General features: G+C 33.7%; 12 protein-coding genes and 1 CRISPR repeat array. Of the genes, 9 read left to right on the top strand and 3 right to left on the bottom strand.

Annotated features, from left to right (window positions below; all coding sequences use genetic code 11):
* Positions 1-174: 174 nt before the first annotated feature.
* From cmr1 to V6M85_RS03245, 6 genes are read left to right on the top strand one after another with little or no spacing between them, the layout of a single operon-like run.
* A complete protein-coding gene (gene cmr1, locus V6M85_RS03220) occupies positions 175-1,710 on the top strand; it encodes a type III-B CRISPR module RAMP protein Cmr1 (RefSeq protein ID WP_338602915.1) in 1,536 nt (511 codons plus the stop codon).
* Position 1,711: 1 nt separating this feature from the next.
* Positions 1,712-2,605 (top strand): type III-B CRISPR module RAMP protein Cmr4, encoded by an 894-nt coding sequence (gene cmr4, locus V6M85_RS03225; protein ID WP_338602916.1) that lies wholly within the window; start codon positions 1,712-1,714, stop codon positions 2,603-2,605.
* 6 nt (positions 2,606-2,611) lie between these two features.
* A complete protein-coding gene (gene cmr5, locus V6M85_RS03230; RefSeq protein WP_338602918.1) occupies positions 2,612-3,028 on the top strand; it encodes a type III-B CRISPR module-associated protein Cmr5 in 417 nt (138 codons plus the stop codon).
* Positions 3,025-3,702: a type III-B CRISPR module RAMP protein Cmr6 gene (gene cmr6 / locus V6M85_RS03235; protein WP_338602921.1), complete on the top strand. Its 678-nt coding sequence runs from the start codon at positions 3,025-3,027 to the stop codon at positions 3,700-3,702. Before cmr5 ends, cmr6 begins: the two co-directional genes overlap by 4 nt.
* 18 nt (positions 3,703-3,720) lie before the next feature.
* Positions 3,721-6,486 (top strand): type III-B CRISPR-associated protein Cas10/Cmr2, encoded by a 2,766-nt coding sequence (gene cas10, locus V6M85_RS03240; RefSeq protein WP_338602924.1) that lies wholly within the window; start codon positions 3,721-3,723, stop codon positions 6,484-6,486.
* Positions 6,486-7,331: a type III-B CRISPR module-associated Cmr3 family protein gene (locus tag V6M85_RS03245; RefSeq protein WP_338602927.1), complete on the top strand. Its 846-nt coding sequence runs from the start codon at positions 6,486-6,488 to the stop codon at positions 7,329-7,331. The genes cas10 and V6M85_RS03245 overlap by 1 nt, the downstream gene beginning before the upstream one ends.
* 1,008 nt (positions 7,332-8,339) lie before the next feature.
* On the opposite strand, the gene V6M85_RS03250 is transcribed toward V6M85_RS03245, so the two are convergent.
* Positions 8,340-8,834 (bottom strand): hypothetical protein, encoded by a 495-nt coding sequence (locus V6M85_RS03250; protein ID WP_338602930.1) that lies wholly within the window; start codon positions 8,832-8,834, stop codon positions 8,340-8,342.
* Positions 8,815-9,192 carry a CRISPR-associated endonuclease Cas2 gene (gene cas2, locus V6M85_RS03255; protein WP_338602933.1) on the bottom strand — a complete coding sequence of 126 codons (378 nt, stop codon included), beginning with the start codon at positions 9,190-9,192 and terminating at the stop codon, positions 8,815-8,817. Before cas2 ends, V6M85_RS03250 begins: the two co-directional genes overlap by 20 nt.
* Positions 9,193-9,265: 73 nt before the next feature.
* A CRISPR array of direct repeats spans positions 9,266-13,480; the repeat unit is 24 nt; unit sequence GTTTTAGTTTCTTTGCGTTTTTAC.
* Between the two features lie 775 nt (positions 13,481-14,255).
* Here cas2 and cas1 point away from each other — a divergent pair.
* The 3 genes from cas1 to V6M85_RS03270 all read left to right on the top strand — a co-directional run bounded on the left by cas1 (position 14,256) and on the right by V6M85_RS03270 (position 16,222).
* A complete protein-coding gene (gene cas1, locus V6M85_RS03260) occupies positions 14,256-15,170 on the top strand; it encodes a CRISPR-associated endonuclease Cas1 (protein ID WP_338602935.1) in 915 nt (304 codons plus the stop codon).
* A gap of 762 nt (positions 15,171-15,932) precedes the next feature.
* Positions 15,933-16,070, top strand: coding sequence for a hypothetical protein (locus tag V6M85_RS03265; protein WP_338602938.1), 138 nt, complete (start codon positions 15,933-15,935; stop codon positions 16,068-16,070).
* Complete coding sequence (locus V6M85_RS03270; protein WP_338602940.1) at positions 16,070-16,222, top strand: hypothetical protein; 153 nt, start codon at positions 16,070-16,072, stop codon at positions 16,220-16,222. The genes V6M85_RS03265 and V6M85_RS03270 overlap by 1 nt, the downstream gene beginning before the upstream one ends.
* A gap of 277 nt (positions 16,223-16,499) precedes the next feature.
* Here V6M85_RS03270 and V6M85_RS03275 read toward each other — a convergent pair whose 3' ends face one another.
* Positions 16,500-18,443, bottom strand: coding sequence for a DEAD/DEAH box helicase (locus V6M85_RS03275; RefSeq protein WP_338602942.1), 1,944 nt, complete (start codon positions 18,441-18,443; stop codon positions 16,500-16,502).
* Between the last annotated feature and the right edge of the window lie 53 nt (positions 18,444-18,496).

An 18,496-nucleotide genomic window follows, 5' to 3' on the forward strand; every position in this document is an offset into this window, starting at 1 on the left:
TTAAAAGCATTACTCTGCCTCAGAGAGGCGAGGCTTGTCCGTTCTTTTGTCATGAACACTGGCTTGTTTATTCATATTATTTCTAATCAGTGCTTTTATAGGGTTCAAATTGTTTAGTGAACTTCCAAGACAATCATTCAAGTTTATTAAGGGGAAAAATAAAATATATTGTCAATGGAAAAACTTGCTGAGTTTGAAATCGCGGTTTATTCTCCTATCGTAGGAGGATATAATGCTCTCTCCTATTCTTATGAACTCAATCAAGCTGAATTTCCAATAAGACCTACTGAGATAAAGGCTCTATGGAGATGGTGGTATAGGGTAATGTTAAACGCTGATGGTACTAAAACTTATGAGGAATTGGATGGAGAAGTTGGGAAAGTATTGGGCTCTACAGCGATGACATCGAAGTACATTGTGCAAGTTATACCAAAGGAGATTCCAAAAATTACTAACTTTAATAATAAAGTTGATAAAATTATTCAAATATTGATGACTACTAGTTTTCACGGAGATTTTAAAAAGAAGTTTGACATAGCTAATGTAAATAAAATAATTGACTATTTATTTAGAAATAGAGGAAAAGATGTAGAAGAGGTAAAGGATTTATTGATCAAGGCTAAGATTGCTTCCTCAACTCGTCTTAGTCTCTTATTTAGAAGCAGAGGGAATGATGAGAGTGTAAATATTCCTTTATTGCAAGGTAAGGGTGGTAAACCAAGAAATGAAAATCAGACTAAATTTAGGAATTATATTACGAGGTTATTTTCGCAGTTATATTACGTTAATGAGTTTGCAAAAGGTGTTGTAAGAGTTTATGGTAATGCAGATGAGAGGACTAAAAGGGATTTAAATGTCCTCTTATTAGCCTTAATTTTAGATAGTATTGGTAGTGGAAGTAGTAGGGGATTTGGAAGCATTATTGTAGAAGATGTTAAATCTAATCTCATCTCCTCGAATATAATTGAACTCATTAAGAAGAGAATGTACAAAGAGGCAGTAGACAGAATAATTAGTGAACTTGGAGTTAAAAGTCAACAAGGAGTTTCAAGAACTCCTTCTCTATCGTATTTCACGTACAGGGTTTTTGTGTGTTCTCAGGATCCGTCTACTACCCTTAAAACTATTTTTAGGGCTGTAACTAAATCTAATTGGAAATTGCATATTTACAATAACCAACGTTCAGCGGATGTACTTAAAAAACCTGGAGCTAATCTGCCATCTTTCGTTCTAGGATTACCTAGGTTTGGGAGTGATAAAACTTCTGAGTTACAAAAAGAAGAAGCTCTGGTCGCTTCATCTAAGTTTGAAAGTGGCAAAACTGGTTATTTAGCCTTAGTTAAGGGTAAATTGGATGAAAAGATAAGGAGAAAGTCTACGATTTCTTTTAAGGTTATTCCTTTGACGCAAAATAGCACTCTCATACTTATGAAGGTGTTTTACTCTATGGATTTCCCTAAGGATCTGTACCATGTTGGTAAGCGACATCGTGAGGGGGTGAGGGTGGAAAAGTTAGATGTTCCTCCATATGATAGATCTAAGCTACGAGAATATTTGGATAATATAGAGCAAAACTTTGGAAGAGATAAAAAATTATATAAAATGGCTACTTCCACAGACGTAAAACAGTTCTACCAAAAAGCTATTAACTTTGTTGAGAAAATTACTTCTGATATTATAAGAGATTCGGGATGTAAGGAGGTGGGGTGAGATGTTACTAGAAGTCACATATAAATTTGCAGTACCGTTAGGAATAAAAGTATTAACGCCTCTTCATCCAGGTGTTGGGCAAACTTTCAGCAGTGTTGATTTGCCAGTTCAAAGGGACTCTTTAGGATATCCAATAATTTACAGTAGTAGTATTAAAGGTAGTATTAGAGCAGCCTTTAGAAATGCTTATAAAGACCCTAATGAGAAGCAGAAGAAGGAAAAAGAGATATTTGGAAGTGAGGGAAGCTCAACTGAAGACACTTTTCAAAGTAAGGTAGCAGTACTGGATGGGATATTGTTTACACTACCAGTTAGAGCATTACAAAACATATACGTTTACGTTACATCCCCTATCCTACTGACTAGAATGGCAAATTACATGGAGTTATATAATGCTTTACATAATAAGGGGTTAAATAAACAACTAACAATAGATACTCAAATTAACGAGAATAGATCGTCAGATGAGTTGAATAGAGAATTGTTAGCTGAAGTACTATGTTTAGACACTCCAAAGTCTGCTCCTTCAGGTAAGCAAACTGAAGTTACGTGTTTAGAGGTTAAGCGTGACGAAAATGTAAGGAAATTAAAAGAGCAATTCAAATTGAATAAACCTCTAATAGTGCTAAAAGATGATAAGGTAGCAAGGGTTTTGATAGACAGAAGTTTGTTGAGGATAACGAGAGTGAAGTTAAATGATAAAAAGACAGTGGAATCTGGACCATGGACGGAGGAATATATTCCTCAATATTCAATGTTCTTTACCCTATTGCTCTTTAAAGATGAGGATACTATGAAGATTATAACTGAAACTGTTCTGCAAAAGAAATACATATTCCTAGGAGGAAAAGAAACAATAGGAAAAGGGTTAGTTGAACTCATAACCCTATGGTGAAGCCAATTGGAGAGCTTTGTTAATAGAGTAATGAAAGATTTTTCATATTTATCTACATTAGATACTGAGATAAGGAAGAAGATAAGGTCAAGAGTTAGGGAATTACCGACAATGATATCAACTTATGGCTTAAGGACAACAATGTACTTTTACTATTCTAAGGCTACTAGGGATTGTATTGAGAGTATAAAGGCTGGTAAGAGATGTGATGATACTGATAAGGAAGCTTATGGTCACCTCTTCATGTTAATTTCAAATTACATAAAGGATGTTTTGGGCATAAATACCATAGATTCTAAAGAAGTGCTGAAAACATTAAGTAAAATAGAAAATGAAATAATGGCTGAAGCCTATATAGATTTACCGTTAAATTATTTGAAAAGATTAGTTGAGGCCGAATTCGAAAAGGAGGAGAAAAAATGAACTTGCTCTCGCTTTCACTTAAAGAGTGGATTGAAGAGATAAATAGGTATGATGCTGTTAGAGATGAGTTCAAGAGGGAATTAGTGGAGAAACTCACGTTAGAGAGTGATAAGGTAAACCTGAATGAAGTTAAGGAATATTATGAGGAGCTTAAAAAGGGGATAAAGGCAAATTATCCATTTTGTAGAGTCTTTAAGATAAAATCGGTTTATAGAGCGACATTTGGCAGGAACGAAATTTTCGGTACTATACCATTTGAGGTTGGATTATCCTTCAATTGGATCTTTAACGTCCCAGTCATTTATGGCTCGGAAATAAAGGGAGCAGTTAGATATGTCTACAGAAGTAATAAGAAAGAAGATAGTATTTTCGATACTGATAGGGTGGGATTTACTGATGCCATGCCAATTGCTTACACTAATCACTTACTTTACCCAGACGTAATGACTCCACATTATACTAAGGTAAAAAACGAGGCTGACGTTGTTCCTACACCTATTGTCCATTTAGTAGTCAGTTCAGGTGTTACTTTCGAATTTATTTTCTACACTAACGCTAAAAATACAGATGATTTAGTTTCGGCAATTAAGGATGCCATAAATTTAGGAATTGGAGCTAAAACTTCAGTTGGTTACTCAACTTTTGAATTATCAGGAAAAGAGGAGGAGTGTTAGAAGAAGAATGGTGGGATTATGAATTTCAAGGAAAAGGCTATGGCACTGCTTCATGATCCACCCTATAAGGCCTTTGTAGTAACTGGAAAAATAAGGGAAAATCTATGTGACGATTTTAATGATATTAGTAATTTAAAGGCACATGAAAAGCACGCATTGTGTTTCGCTAAGGAAGTTTTGGCTAATACTCCGCTAGATCCCGGAGATGAAATTTTAAAGCTCTTCGATAATGTAAAAGAGGCAGATCATCGCGCTTCACTAGTTGATAGGCTTAACTTACCACCAGAGACTCCTCTGCAAAGTAAAATAGTTTTGAAAAACATCATAAATCCAAAGTCCTATAGGGAAATTAGAGGCACAATAGATTTACAGAGAGTGAGAAATGAGGTAGCTAAACCCATTAATAACCTTCTGAGGTTAACTAATGATGAAAGAGAAGCCTATCACACTCTTTACATAGCTTATGAACTATTGTGGCTAAGTAAGAATTTACCCCTATCACCTGCAGATACGAGAATTCCTACTCATACGGTTTTTGACCACGTATATTCAACTGCTATGAGCTATAATATTATTTCAAAAAATCCAAATAATGAACTATATTATATTGACGTAGCGGGAGTGCAGAATTTCGTATCAAAGGCTAGAAAATTAAGGGACTTATGGGCTTCAAGCTACTTAATTTCACTATATGCTTGGTTATTAGTAAAGGATTACGTTTGGGAATATGGGGGAGACATATTAATTGTACCTACAGCTAGGTTTAACATATTTTATTATTATAGTGCAATAAATAAGTTTAAAAATATTCAGCTAAGAGATAATTTAACTGACATCATATGTAAAGTAATTTATGCAAATAGTAACATCTGCGATATAAAGGAATTCCGCTATCCAAGATTCCCAGTAGTTCCCGCAACTATATCAATAATCCTACCAAAGGGAACTAAAATAAATGAGGAATCTATTTGGGCTAAAATAGTAGATGAAGCGTTTAATACTAACCTGCTGGACGATTATCAACTCGACAATAAAGAGATAATCAAGAAAATAGCTAAAATATTACCATTCTTTATAAGGAAAGGAAATTTGGCTTTTGATAATGAGCCATTTGGAGATGTACTGAAGAAAGCTAGAAAAATGGCCACTCAGCCTTTTAAGATAACCAAGACTTTAACAGTTGATTACAAAGATGGAAAATATTTCATAAATGATATTGAGATAAAAACCTCACCAAAAAATCCGAAATTTGGTTTCGATTATTGTACAATGTGTGGAGAAAATCCAGCCTTAGTAATATTACCTCCAGAAGATGACAAATATTGGGAAAATAAGGATCAAGTCCTGTTATCCCCTGGAGAAAAACTATGTCCTTGGTGCTTTACTAAAAGAGTATTTTCCATAAACGCTCACAAAGCGATTCCTAGATTATTCGGAAGTAGCGAAGAAACTGCCACGATGCACTTCATATCAGTGGGAGATGTGGCGTCGGTATCTTTTAAATTTAAACTTGATGCAAATTATAAGGATTTAGAGGAAATAGCTAAGAAATATAATTTGGATAAAGATGAGGATCCTAATATTAGAATGGCCATATGGAAACCATATTCTACAATAATAAAGAATAAAAAGGCTTTAATTACAAGAGAATCCACATCCACTTATTTTAACGATATAAATCTGAGAAGGGAATTAGAAGGGAAATTAAGAGGCAAATACTTAACCAGTTCCCCTCATACTTATTATTCTATTATTAAAGGAGATGGTGATAACGTAGGAAAAATACTCATTGGTGACCTACCATTTTATAATTCACTAGAGGAGTACCTCAATGACGCATTGAACATTGATGACGCTACGAAAAAGCAAAATACAATCAATCAAATAATTGGTGAAGATAAGAGAGGGGATAATAATAAGTTAAGCAGAATTGTTACTCCATCATATCTTTCCACAGTCAGCTCAATGCTCATGAGAATATCAATTAGAGATCAATTAATCATTTACGATAATTACGGCTTTACTATCTACACTGGAGGAGATGATATACTTGCAATTGCCCCCAATGAAATTATTGAGTTAATTGATTATAATACGAAAAAAGTAAAGGAAGTCTTACGATACAATCCATCAATAAACATTGTCCTAAAGACTAGGGAAAATTACATGGGACTTCCTCAATCCGATCATTTTGATCAATACGGCTTACCACTTTTCCCAACAAGCAGATCATACGCAATTTACGTAATTTACTATAGAGAACCTATTTACGATGCCATCTCTTCAATGAACTACTTACTTGACAAAGCAAAGGAAAGTTGCTGGAAGCTAGAAGATGGAAGAGAAATATGTAAAGACACTCTCATAATTACGGATGGTGATACTGAGGCATATTTACCCTTAGAGAGGACAGAATTACTACACTCTCTAATGCAATTTCTAGGTGATTTCAAAAAGGAAAAGAAAGGGTTGCTATCCAATTCCTTCATTTATGATGTCATATCCAATGAGGAAATACTCAAAAGGCTCAAATCAGATGAATACAAAAAGTACGTTGAATTCCTAATTCAAAGGAATTTGACAAGCAAAGATGAAGGTTTAGTAAAGGCTATATCTCTAGTCTTCCCAATAATAACTAGAAAAGTTAAAGTTGAAAAAGTTGAGAAAATAATAGACAGTGAAGGAAAAAATAATAACTGTGATAAGAAAGAATATTATGAGATAGATGATGATACACCATTTATTGTTTACTTAGCAAAAGCCTATAAGATTATTTCGAGGTGATGAATACGCCTACCTTCGTGTGTATTAAACCCATAGAGAGCTACCTATTCAGAATGCATGGAGAGTTCGATGTTAATTTAAAAGGACCTTATTCCACTGCGTCGAGCATTGAATTACCCCTACCTTCAACAATAGCCGGAATTTTATCAACAATAAATATTGAAGATAATAAGGTAAAAATTGAGGAGAATAAGGAGGAAGACGTATTTGACCAAAACTACACTTTACAAGGAAAGATATGGGGTCCAATTATTAGAAAAGGAGATAAGATTGGAGTACTTAATGGGGAATATACCAAAAACGGTGAGTTAATCATCACTGAAAAGGAAGTAAGAAGAGAGAGAAGAGTAGGTATTGGAATGGAAGCTGACAGAAGAGTAACAAAAGAAGGGATGATATTCACTACCACATTAGTGGACTTAAATGATATTGGAGAGATCTGCTATTATTATGAAGGTGAAATTAAAGGTGAAAGAGTGATAAAGTTTGGTGGAGAAGGTAGAGTAGCCTTACTTAAATCCAGCCAAGTTGAATTAAATTGTGTTAAGTCAAAATTAGCTTACCTATTGTCACCTCTATTAATTAAATCCGAAGTAAACATAAACACCGGAATTATAGAATTTGATAATGGTGTATCACTTTCCGTAATTAGCGGAAGATTTTACTCTGTAGGTTTAGGATTTAACGTAAGAACTAGGAAGAGAAAGCCAATATACAAAGCCCTAATGCAGGATAGTATAGTAAAACTAAACAGAGAAATAGGATGTTTTGAGAGCATTGGAGAATACTCACAATTAGGTTACGGTAGTTTACTTCCAGTTAACAAAGTAATAATCAAAAGTTAAAATATTCTTCACTTTTTGTTTGCTTATTTTCATTTATTGACAGACGTCAGGTAAATCTTGTTTTTTAAGTGTGTAACATTTGAATGCTTAACGCTTATTTTTACGAACAGTTCTGATTAAGAGAAGGACTTCAATTTTTAGATTCTTCACAAAATTACTGTGAGAGTGCTGGGTTCGGCTTGTTTTCGACATAGATAGGTAGAGAGTATTAAATTAACTCTACGTCTCGTCTCAAGTTATCCATCTTAATCTAAGGTTAAATTGATTACCTCAGATGTCCACATCCAGTAAGAAAGGAGAAAATGAGAGTGAAAACATCCCGTTAACTCAGATGTCATTTCCACCGATCTACACTATTCATTAACTAAACATATCTCAAAAAACTACTCACTGAATTTTTCTCATTCTAACCACCATCTCTACGGAAACCTCAAACGAAGTTTTTGGAAATCAACTAACTTGGGTTTTTCCAACATAAAGTAAAAGAAAGGAGGATAATAAGTCACTTCGTGTAAAACCCCAAGACCAGAGAAATTTTAGGTAATCAAAATTATATTAAAAGGAGATAAGTGCCAGAATGCGGAAACTTTACGATAAACTATCAGTGAGAGAAATCAGCCTATTGAATCAAATTGAATGAATGCTCAAAATAATCCCTTGACTTTTTTAATAAGAGATCTATATTCTTTGTGGCGTTGCTGCTTGCCCACAACTTTTATGATTATAATATGTTTTCATTATGCGTGAGACGAGCATTCTCCATTATGAATTAGCGGAGATGTGTTTAGATACTATTTCTGAAATTTATTCATTCTATTGCCTTTTCCCCCTCTAAAAATATGGAAGCCTTCTTTCTTTCCCATTAACTTAACAAGGATTTTTTAATTAATTAACTAATAATGATATAGATCATATCGATCTCAGAATGAGCTAGTGTAAGAAAAAATCTACATAATATAATAGAGTAGCGACATGCTCTTTACAACGAGAAGTGCTGATGAGAAAAATCTACATATAATAGTATGCACATTGTCTCTTATATAAGCAAGCATTGCAGAACTTATTTTTACTAGCCTTAAATTTCTCTTCAATTACTTCCTTCAAACTCTCAGATAAATAATCGATAACCCGAGAATTGGGTATAACTAAATAACCAGTATCCTCTCCAATCGTAGTGGGTATGATGAGAGTTGAATAAGGATTTCCATCCCTCATTGCCATATACGAATAAATTACAGCTCTCCCTATCAAATGCTTTATCATTCCTCTAGTTATCGTGAACTCGATGACCAAATTATCCCTTATACAATCTGGAATTCCAACTACTTTATACCATGACAAACCCACATTTAAGAAAAGGTATTTAGGCTCAGTCTCACCGCAGCCAATATCGTTTTTCTTCTCATAAAGTAAACGCTGATCCTCTATTGCCTTAGCCCTAGTTAAGGTAAAATACGCTCTTTGCTTACAAATAAGTAAATCGTCAAAAATCCTCGCCGGCAAAGATAACCTGTAATTCGTTTCTCGATACCTTATTTTTGACGACGATAAGAGTTCTTGAGAAGTCAGCGTTTTGGACAGGGATGAAAGCGACTGAATCTCTGCCTCCAAGAATTCTAGCAATCTTTTCCGATAGGAAGAGGGATCTATTCCAAGATAATCTTCCTCCATAAACTGATCTAGAAATATATGATAGACCGTAACGCCGTAGAAGTCTCCTAACCTTACCACGGACTTTTTCGTCTGAAATGTCATAAGCAACTACCACATACACAAAGAAAAATAAAATCTCAGAATATTTAAATATTTCTCTCTTTTTTGCAACATAAATTTTTGCGTAATTTACTTTATATACCTTCATTGGCAGTAATCCTTAAAAATCGATCTTTGCGTTTTTACTCAATAGTGCGGGCTACCATTAAAGCCCTTTCTCTGTTTTAGTTTCTTTGCGTTTTTACACAAGCTGTTGTATTCTCACTTTCTTTATCCATTGTTTTAGTTTCTTTGCGTTTTTACAAGTTATCAGATGCAGTAGTCGCAACAGTGATGGCGTTTTAGTTTCTTTGCGTTTTTACAGGAAAATTTTATACGAGACTTATGACATTGAAGAGTTGTTTTAGTTTCTTTGCGTTTTTACTGCTGATAATGCAAAGATAGATAGAGAAGCATTACTGTTTTAGTTTCTTTGCGTTTTTACATTGAGTGTTCTCATTTCTTAGTGACTCTATTTCAGTTTTAGTTTCTTTGCGTTTTTACAAGAGAGCAATAATATATTTATTTAGGTGAGAGAAAATGTTTTAGTTTCTTTGCGTTTTTACTGCTGATAATGCAAAGATAGATAGAGAAGCATTACTGTTTTAGTTTCTTTGCGTTTTTACATTGAGTGTTCTCATTTCTTAGTGACTCTATTTCAGTTTTAGTTTCTTTGCGTTTTTACAATGTAAAAGTGAAACATGTGAAATAACGAAAGAAAAGTTTTAGTTTCTTTGTGTTTTTACATATAACACCTTCATCTTCTATCGGGTGCTTAATGTGTTTTAGTTTCTTTGTGTTTTTACAGCTGGACTGAGAGAATATACACTTAAGGATCTACTTGTTTTAGTTTCTTTGTGTTTTTACATTATATTGAATCTGTATACGCTCTTTTTGAGTTGCGTTTTAGTTTCTTTGTGTTTTTACGATAAAGAATTGCGATCCAATCTGGGTTGGTATCGAGTTTTAGTTTCTTTGTGTTTTTACGTAAAATAGTGGGAAAATGGAAGTAAAAATCGATAGTTTTAGTTTCTTTGTGTTTTTACACCACAAGCACAAGAGATCATTTTTGGCAAATCGGAAGCGTTTTAGTTTCTTTGTGTTTTTACAAGCTTAAGTATTACTTACAATTGATAAAGCCATTGTTTTAGTTTCTTTGTGTTTTTACAAAAGTATGATATAATAGCTAATTTGCCAAACGATGTTTTAGTTTCTTTGTGTTTTTACTTCTATAAAGATAATAAACTTAAAGTAGCAATTGAGTTTTAGTTTCTTTGTGTTTTTACAAGATATCATTAATCATATTAAGTACTGAATTTGGATAGTTTTAGTTTCTTTGTGTTTTTACATCACTAGGATTGATGAAAACATCATCGCAGATGCGTTTTAGTTTCTTTGTGTTTTTACGTCAATAGATTGATGTTGTCAGTAGTGTCGCTTAGGTTTTAGTTTCTTTGTGTTTTTACCATAAACATCGTTGTGCCCGCTAGGTGCTGTGAAAGTTTTGTTTTAGTTTCTTTGTGTTTTTACGCCCAATTCTTATATTCTTCCTTCGTTAAAGCAATTGACGTTTTAGTTTCTTTGTGTTTTTACACGCCTCAGCAATTAGAAATTTTACAAGAAATAAGTTTTAGTTTCTTTGTGTTTTTACTATTGATGGTATTACGCCAAAACCCTGTCCAATAAGTTTTAGTTTCTTTGTGTTTTTACAAGAAATCTATAGCACCAGAGGCTATGATCTCATGTTTTAGTTTCTTTGTGTTTTTACTAGAGTGATAACCATATCAAGAGAAGATAACAAGATGTTTTAGTTTCTTTGTGTTTTTACTAAATAAATATCAGTATAACTGCTTATCTTGAACCCTGTTTTAGTTTCTTTGTGTTTTTACACTTACCATAAGAGCCGAACTCAACGATGACCCAGTTTTAGTTTCTTTGTGTTTTTACATGAAGGCAATCGAGTATTTGTGAAGAAGATTATAATGTTTTAGTTTCTTTGTGTTTTTACTATGTTGGTAGAGAACGCTAAATCCAGTCAGATGCTGTTTTAGTTTCTTTGTGTTTTTACCTGGTTTGGTTCGCCAAAGGGTACAACAAATAAGTGTTTTAGTTTCTTTGTGTTTTTACTGGGATAAAGGTGTTAATTTCGAAAAGATGAGAAAAGGTTTTAGTTTCTTTGTGTTTTTACATGAGAATAGACAGAGAGAAAAAAATGATGTCTTTTGTTTTAGTTTCTTTGTGTTTTTACGAAATGAGACTTACCAGTACCTGGCGGGCCATATGTTTTAGTTTCTTTGTGTTTTTACATTTTGCCGATCAATATGGATTCAAATATGAAACTTATGTTTTAGTTTCTTTGTGTTTTTACATAATAATTGGATATGTATATGACCACTATATTGGTGTTTTAGTTTCTTTGTGTTTTTACTCGTACACGTAATTAGATGTGCTAGTCCCCGTTGTTTTAGTTTCTTTGTGTTTTTACGCACCTTCAGTTCCATATCCTCATCTAAGGTTAACAAGTTTTAGTTTCTTTGTGTTTTTACAATGATAGAAGTACTACAAAAAATCTATGTTGATGTGTTTTAGTTTCTTTGTGTTTTTACACCATTCCCACCAGACGTTACACCGGGCGTTCGTATCGTTTTAGTTTCTTTGTGTTTTTACTCCAGACGCCTTCCAACTTCCTAAAGACAGCATAATGTTTTAGTTTCTTTGTGTTTTTACTTGAAGAGATACATAATGAAGATTGTTGCAGAAATGTTTTAGTTTCTTTGTGTTTTTACGGTTTTGGCAATAGTTAACAAACTAGGCGGAGAAGTTTTAGTTTCTTTGTGTTTTTACAAGTACCGAAAGAAACTTATCTGGAATATTAGATGTTTTAGTTTCTTTGTGTTTTTACAATATTGTTTACGTAATATTCTTTGACATCAAAATGTTTTAGTTTCTTTGTGTTTTTACTACTGTGCGGAAGGCTGGCGATTTATGATAGCGATGTTTTAGTTTCTTTGTGTTTTTACGTTAAATGTGATGTTTGATGGGAAAACCGCCATATAGTTTTAGTTTCTTTGTGTTTTTACAACTTACAAGTTTTGAAAACGGAGGAGTCGGCAAGTTTTAGTTTCTTTGTGTTTTTACACTACGATATCTGTTGCTGTTGGCTTTGCATTTAATGTTTTAGTTTCTTTGTGTTTTTACAGAAGCTCTGATATCTCATTTGCTAGATATCTTAAATTGTTTTAGTTTCTTTGTGTTTTTACTGGAGAATTGAAGGACGTTCAGTTACAGAACTTTGTTTTAGTTTCTTTGTGTTTTTACAATCTCCTATAACTGTGACTCATACAGTTTTATCTGTTTTAGTTTCTTTGTGTTTTTACAATTTACATCAATTCCTAGAGAAAAACTCAAACAACGTTTTAGTTTCTTTGTGTTTTTACTCCTTAATTTCTCTCTGACTGGCATTCTTTAAAGAGAGTTTTAGTTTCTTTGTGTTTTTACACAAAAAAACGGAAAAGGGAGAATTACTAAGATGATAGTTTTAGTTTCTTTGTGTTTTTACGTAATCCACGATGTTAATAACGATAAGATATCAACGTTTTAGTTTCTTTGTGTTTTTACAAGATTGCACATATATGACGAAGAAGATGAGTTATTGTTTTAGTTTCTTTGTGTTTTTACTAGCTCTCGTACTCTTTGGTGGTGGTGGAGCTGATGTGTTTTAGTTTCTTTGTGTTTTTACGTTAACATCCCTGAGAAAGAACAGAACGAGCTAATAGTTTTAGTTTCTTTGTGTTTTTACAACGAAATAGCTTCTGATAGCGATTATTATACATAGTTTTAGTTTCTTTGTGTTTTTACTCTAAGGCGAGACCATGAGCACAAATGCAAAGCTCCGTTTTAGTTTCTTTGTGTTTTTACTCTCGCTATTGAATAAGATGCAGTAGCGATACTAATGTTTTAGTTTCTTTGTGTTTTTACATGAGTTAGCTACTTGAAATGGAAATCGCATATAGAGTTTTAGTTTCTTTGTGTTTTTACTTGGGAATAAGCCAAGGTCAATTTAATATCTATCTGGTTTTAGTTTCTTTGTGTTTTTACATGTTCATGTCCAGTGTGTCAGAGATTTGATGGGTTTGTTTTAGTTTCTTTGTGTTTTTACAGCGGAAAGAAAGTAGAGAGAATCCTTTCTAAAATGGGTTTTAGTTTCTTTGTGTTTTTACATGAATTAGTATTAGCGTTAAGAAATGAAGAGTTAGTTTTAGTTTCTTTGTGTTTTTACTTGTCTTGGGCGTTAGAAAAAGGAATAAGGATAGTGTTTTAGTTTCTTTGTGTTTTTACATTATAAATTCCGCTATTTCGTTGGGTGCTATGTAGTTTTAGTTTCTTTGTGTTTTTACTGTGCGTTTGGGTTCTCATTTTTGATCTTGTTTTTCGACTATATAAAGATTTCTGTTCCTTCCGGACCCTAAATGGGGTTCTTGGGTCCGGAAGGGAGTTTTAAGGAGTTTTAGGGTTAACCTAAAAATTTTTACGTAAGGGTCCGGAAGGGAAGCTCATAATACGGTTTCTTAGAAGTGAAAATAACCATATATGTATAATATATGAGAATTCAAATAATATATGTTGAGCAGTGGTTTCTTTTAATTATTGCGTAATGCTAAAGTTAGTTTTATGCATTATAAAGGGATAGTTTGTAGTTCGGTTTCTCAAGAGTTTACGTTAAAATGACGTAATACCGACAATGATAATCATGGCCTCTGAGGAAAGGAAATACACTAGAGAGAGGGTTCGGATTGCATAAAATTCGGCTTGTTGCCAGTATATAAAGAATAAAATTAACTCTATGTTTCAACCCATTACCTTTATCGAAGGTTAAATTGATTAATTGAGATTTACGCTTTCCTCAACTTAAGTATTATCTCCACTATTCATTAACGAGATAGATTTCAAATAGTTACTCACTGAATTTTTCTCGCTCCAGACACTCTCTAGAGATTGGTCAAAGTATGACGAAAACCTCATAATGAGGTATGAGATGATTTTCCCTTACCGCGTGTTCGAATAGTGGAAATATAAGGTTATTATTTTATGCCCATATGACGACGTTACGGGTATATACTAAGTTTAGCAAAAAGAGTAAACTTTTTATAATCCATCTTCTATTTCTCTTTTATGATTCTTATTGTAAAAAAGTCAAAAATTACAAGAAAAGGTTCAGATATAGTTATAACGACTTCTAAAGGGCAAAGACAGTTTAGTACTTTGGATTTAGATCTTCTGGTGATTATAGGAAGTGAGGTTGAGCTGGATTCTGGTACTTTGCTCTTTCTCTCTTCAATTAACGCCCCTGTCCTCATTCATGGTAAGAAAACTGATGTGGTTTTGGTTCCACCTTTCTTGACTTCTATTTCCTCTATTAGGAAATCTCAGTACACCATTTCGGATTCATTTGCTTTGCTCGTAGCTAAGCGTTTTATTGAGGGGAAGATAAAGGGGATGATAAATGTGGCTAAGCACTTCGCATATTTAAATAAGGTGAGCTTAGATTCTGTCCCATCTACGGAAAAAATAGATTCAGCTAAAGATGTTGATGAGTTAAGGGTTATAGAAGCTGAATTGAGTAGAAAGATGTGGGAGGAGTTAAGGAAATTTCTTCCTTCAGATTTTCCCGGGAGAAAGCCTAGAAATGATGACGTTATAAATAGGGCTATTGACTACGTTTACTCGTTAGTTTATTCAATATGTACTCATGCGTTGGTCTCAGTGGGCCTTGATCCATTTTACGGTCTTATGCATTCTAACTCACCTGGAAAATATTCTTTGACTTATGATTTCTCTGAAATGTTTAAGCCTTTTGCGATTCACGTCGTAATTACTACGATAAGAAAAGGGTTTCCGATTAGTTTGGATAAGAGGGGGTACTTGAATTCCTCTTCGCTTACTATATTAACTAAGAACTTTTACGAAATGATGATTAAGAGAAAGATAAGGGGAGTAGTGTACGTTAAAGCAAATGAGCTAAAGAAAAGTATCATGGAATATAAGTCTTTTACACCATATATTTACAGACCTAAAGATTTTAGTTGAATAGATGTTTTGAGAAAAGGGGCGGTGAGTAAGGCAATTCAATTTTCGCTTTTTTTTTAAATAACGAATAAAGTTAGCTATCTAAATGCTAACATTTTGACATATTTAGAGTTCATACTTCTGGTTGGATCAAAAAGTATAGATATGTAAAAGAATTGGAAATATAAGAGGCTGTTAGATTGAAAGTAAAGGGAATGTTGAAATGCAGTCATGAAAATTAGAATGTAGTATGCAGAAAATCAAAAACATAAAGAAATTGTATACACGAAGAGTTGTTTCGTGTAGATATTCAAATACTGACATAATATTCTCTCAGCGAGTATTATAAGATAAATAATAGAAGATTATATGGATTACAATTTAGCTTGTATTATTTGTCGATTTTCATGATTGCAATCCAATACTACCAAAGTAAAGTAAATAGATTCTGTATCTCTCTTTGAGATAGGTTCTTTGTCTTACCATCTAATAACATTAAACTTTTTTATTAAAAGATTAGGATGGAAAAAAGAATGATAATACATAATGTATACTCACTAAACTTAGTTTGTGAAGTTTCTTAAGAGTTTATGTTAAAGTGTCATAATACCGACAATGATAATCATCTCCCCTGAGAATAAGGAAATATACTAGAGATTGGCCAAAGTACGACGAAAACCTCACAACGAGATATGAGATAATTTTCCCCTACTACGTATTCGAGCGCTCCGCGAAATTGGTTTACCTCGACTACAAGACAATACACTTAAAGACTAAAAAAACATGCAACTAGACTACGACAAAGTCAAGGATGAAGTAGAACTAATAAGCGACGGTACGGGAATAAGCATGGAGGTACATAAGGGCAAAGTGGAAAAAGGAAGGAAAGAGAAGGTTCCTCAAAATAGTAGTTCACGTTAATGCTAATTCCATGTTTGAAGGACGAGATTCCTAAGGTTAAGTCTGCGATTAAGGAGATTCTTCAAGGTAAGGCTGCTCTTTTGAAGTTCTGGCTTTATCACGTTATGATTGCTGATTTCTTGGTGAATGAGGTTCATGTTCTCATGACGTAACATGTTACTTGATGAATTTAGTCTAGAGGAAATTTAATGAAACAAATATACACTTTGTAAAGAGCAATTCAGATATTACACAGAATAATTACAAATTATGATTTCAAACGTCCACAGAACTTTGTAATCTTCAGTAGACTGTAGTACTAAAGCCATTAGTTAAATGGAAATCACATTTGTTCTTGTTAACTACGCAAAAAGCGTACTTTATATAGGTCATGGTTAATATATTCGTTAAAATCACCGAAACCGTGAGCAAACTGTTTTTACACCTTTATCACAAGAAGAGTAATAAAGCGTTGACGTTCTCGCACTCAACTTTGTTTATTCCCTCACACGCTACGATAGCTGGGGCATATGTTGAAACTAGCCTAGCAATGTCGGAGAAGTTCTTCCATAAATCATGTTTTAGTGGAATTACAAAGGCGTCGTTTAATGGCCTAATTCTGCCTAACTCAATTTTCCTTTTTCCTCTTCCTCCATCACTCCTAAGTATAATTCTTGCGTGGGTTCGTTTAAAGAAATTCTCTACTTTCATTAATTTGTTCTCAAACCCTTTGAGACTACCCGCGTTGATAACGATTTCTGGGATTTGCTTTAGCGGGATATCTTTAAAGCAATCATTTTCATAATCATACTCAAAGTTTCTGATTAACGTAAAGAAATCGTCTGTCTTGTCTTTATTATTACACCACCTACCTTTAATTCCGCCCGGTCTAAAGGCAAATATGTTGAAGTATTCATTAGCATCCGTAATTGTAGGTAAATCTACGTTCATCTTTGTTAATTCAACGTTTTGACTATTTGCTAATTTCTTCAAAGTGAGATACACGTTAAATACTACCTCTTCCCTAATTTTAGCGAACTCAATTTGATCAAGTTTGTCATCAACTCTTTTCTTATACATTTTTTCAGCAAGGGAAAGAAAGCCAAGGTAATCCACGCTTGAAGGGAAGCTTATTGCTGGTGCTTTTAAGAATATATGAATTTCAGCTCTTCCAGTTCCATGTCTTCCAAATCTTCCAACTCTTTGAATTAAAGTTTCCACGTCGTGAGCGTGAATTATTCCGAAATCAAGGTTTGGAATATCAATGCCAAAGGAAATTGCGTGATTCCCAACTATTATTTTCTCATTTCTAATGTCATTGCTCTTGTAACACTTACCATAAACGTTATCCAAACCCCAAACTACACTTGCTTGAATTTTATCACACAATTCTACAATATAATAAACTCTGTCAACAATTATTCCAACTTTTCCATTTACGTTTGCTAAGAGCTCATCAACGTTCTTAACTATTTCCTCTTGTGGGTCTGAAGTAGTTAAGTGAAAAACAACTAAGTTCTCTTTCCTTATTTGATCTCCTTGTGATGAAGGTTTAACTTCAATTGTTTTCTCGCATTCAACGTTTACTGGTGTTGCTGACGAGAAAACGTATTTTGGCTTTCTGTTTACGTTGTAATCATCAATCATTTTCACTAGAAGTTTGAGGGAAGAACGAGAGAGACCAGTGTAAAGATGAAACTCGTCAATGAAGTAATAACCGTTAAAGAGAAGAGCGAATTTGTTGAAAATCATACTAGCCTCTGTTTTTTTACCTTTAATAGCCTCTGGATTTCCCTTTACCACTGCCTCAATTATTGTGCCAAAGGATTTCATTACTCCTAAGTGAGTAATATACATGTAGGGGTACTCTGGCACAGTGAGGAGGATTAAGTATCTTGTAACCCCATCCTGGAATGGTTGATAGTTATCAAGAAATTGAAAGACGTCATTACTGGTCTCACTCGTTAATGTAACCACGTCTATTTCTCCTTCAACTACGTCAATCACCTTACCGTTTTTTGTTAACTCTAGTTTACCCTTAAACACTGTGCAGGCGTCGTGACTTTTTCCTTCAGAAGAGGTGCAGGCGTCTTTCACCTCAGTTAAACCCATTTTCTTGAGAGTCTCAACCACTGACTTTGACTGATCTTTTACTAATTCTCTAGAGGGGTATAATCCAATAATTGGCCTTCTTAACTTCCAGGCGTGAAAGAGCAAAGTGAATATCGTGAATGTTTTGCCAGATCCAGTAGGGGCTTTTAGACAAATCTTATCGTGATTTTTGAGTTCGTAGTAAAGCTCTTCTTGAAATCTTCTAAGCCTAATTCCATTTAAGCTTATTTCTCCGCTTTCTATGTAAACTGGTGGTATTATGTATTTATGAGTGGTGATCATTTTATCACGTCAAGTTGTGTGTCAAACTAATAGTGTAATTAGAGACTTAGGGC

The organism is Sulfolobus tengchongensis (assembly GCF_036967215.1).
GTDB classification, from domain to species: Archaea; Thermoproteota; Thermoprotei_A; order Sulfolobales; family Sulfolobaceae; genus Saccharolobus; species Saccharolobus tengchongensis_A.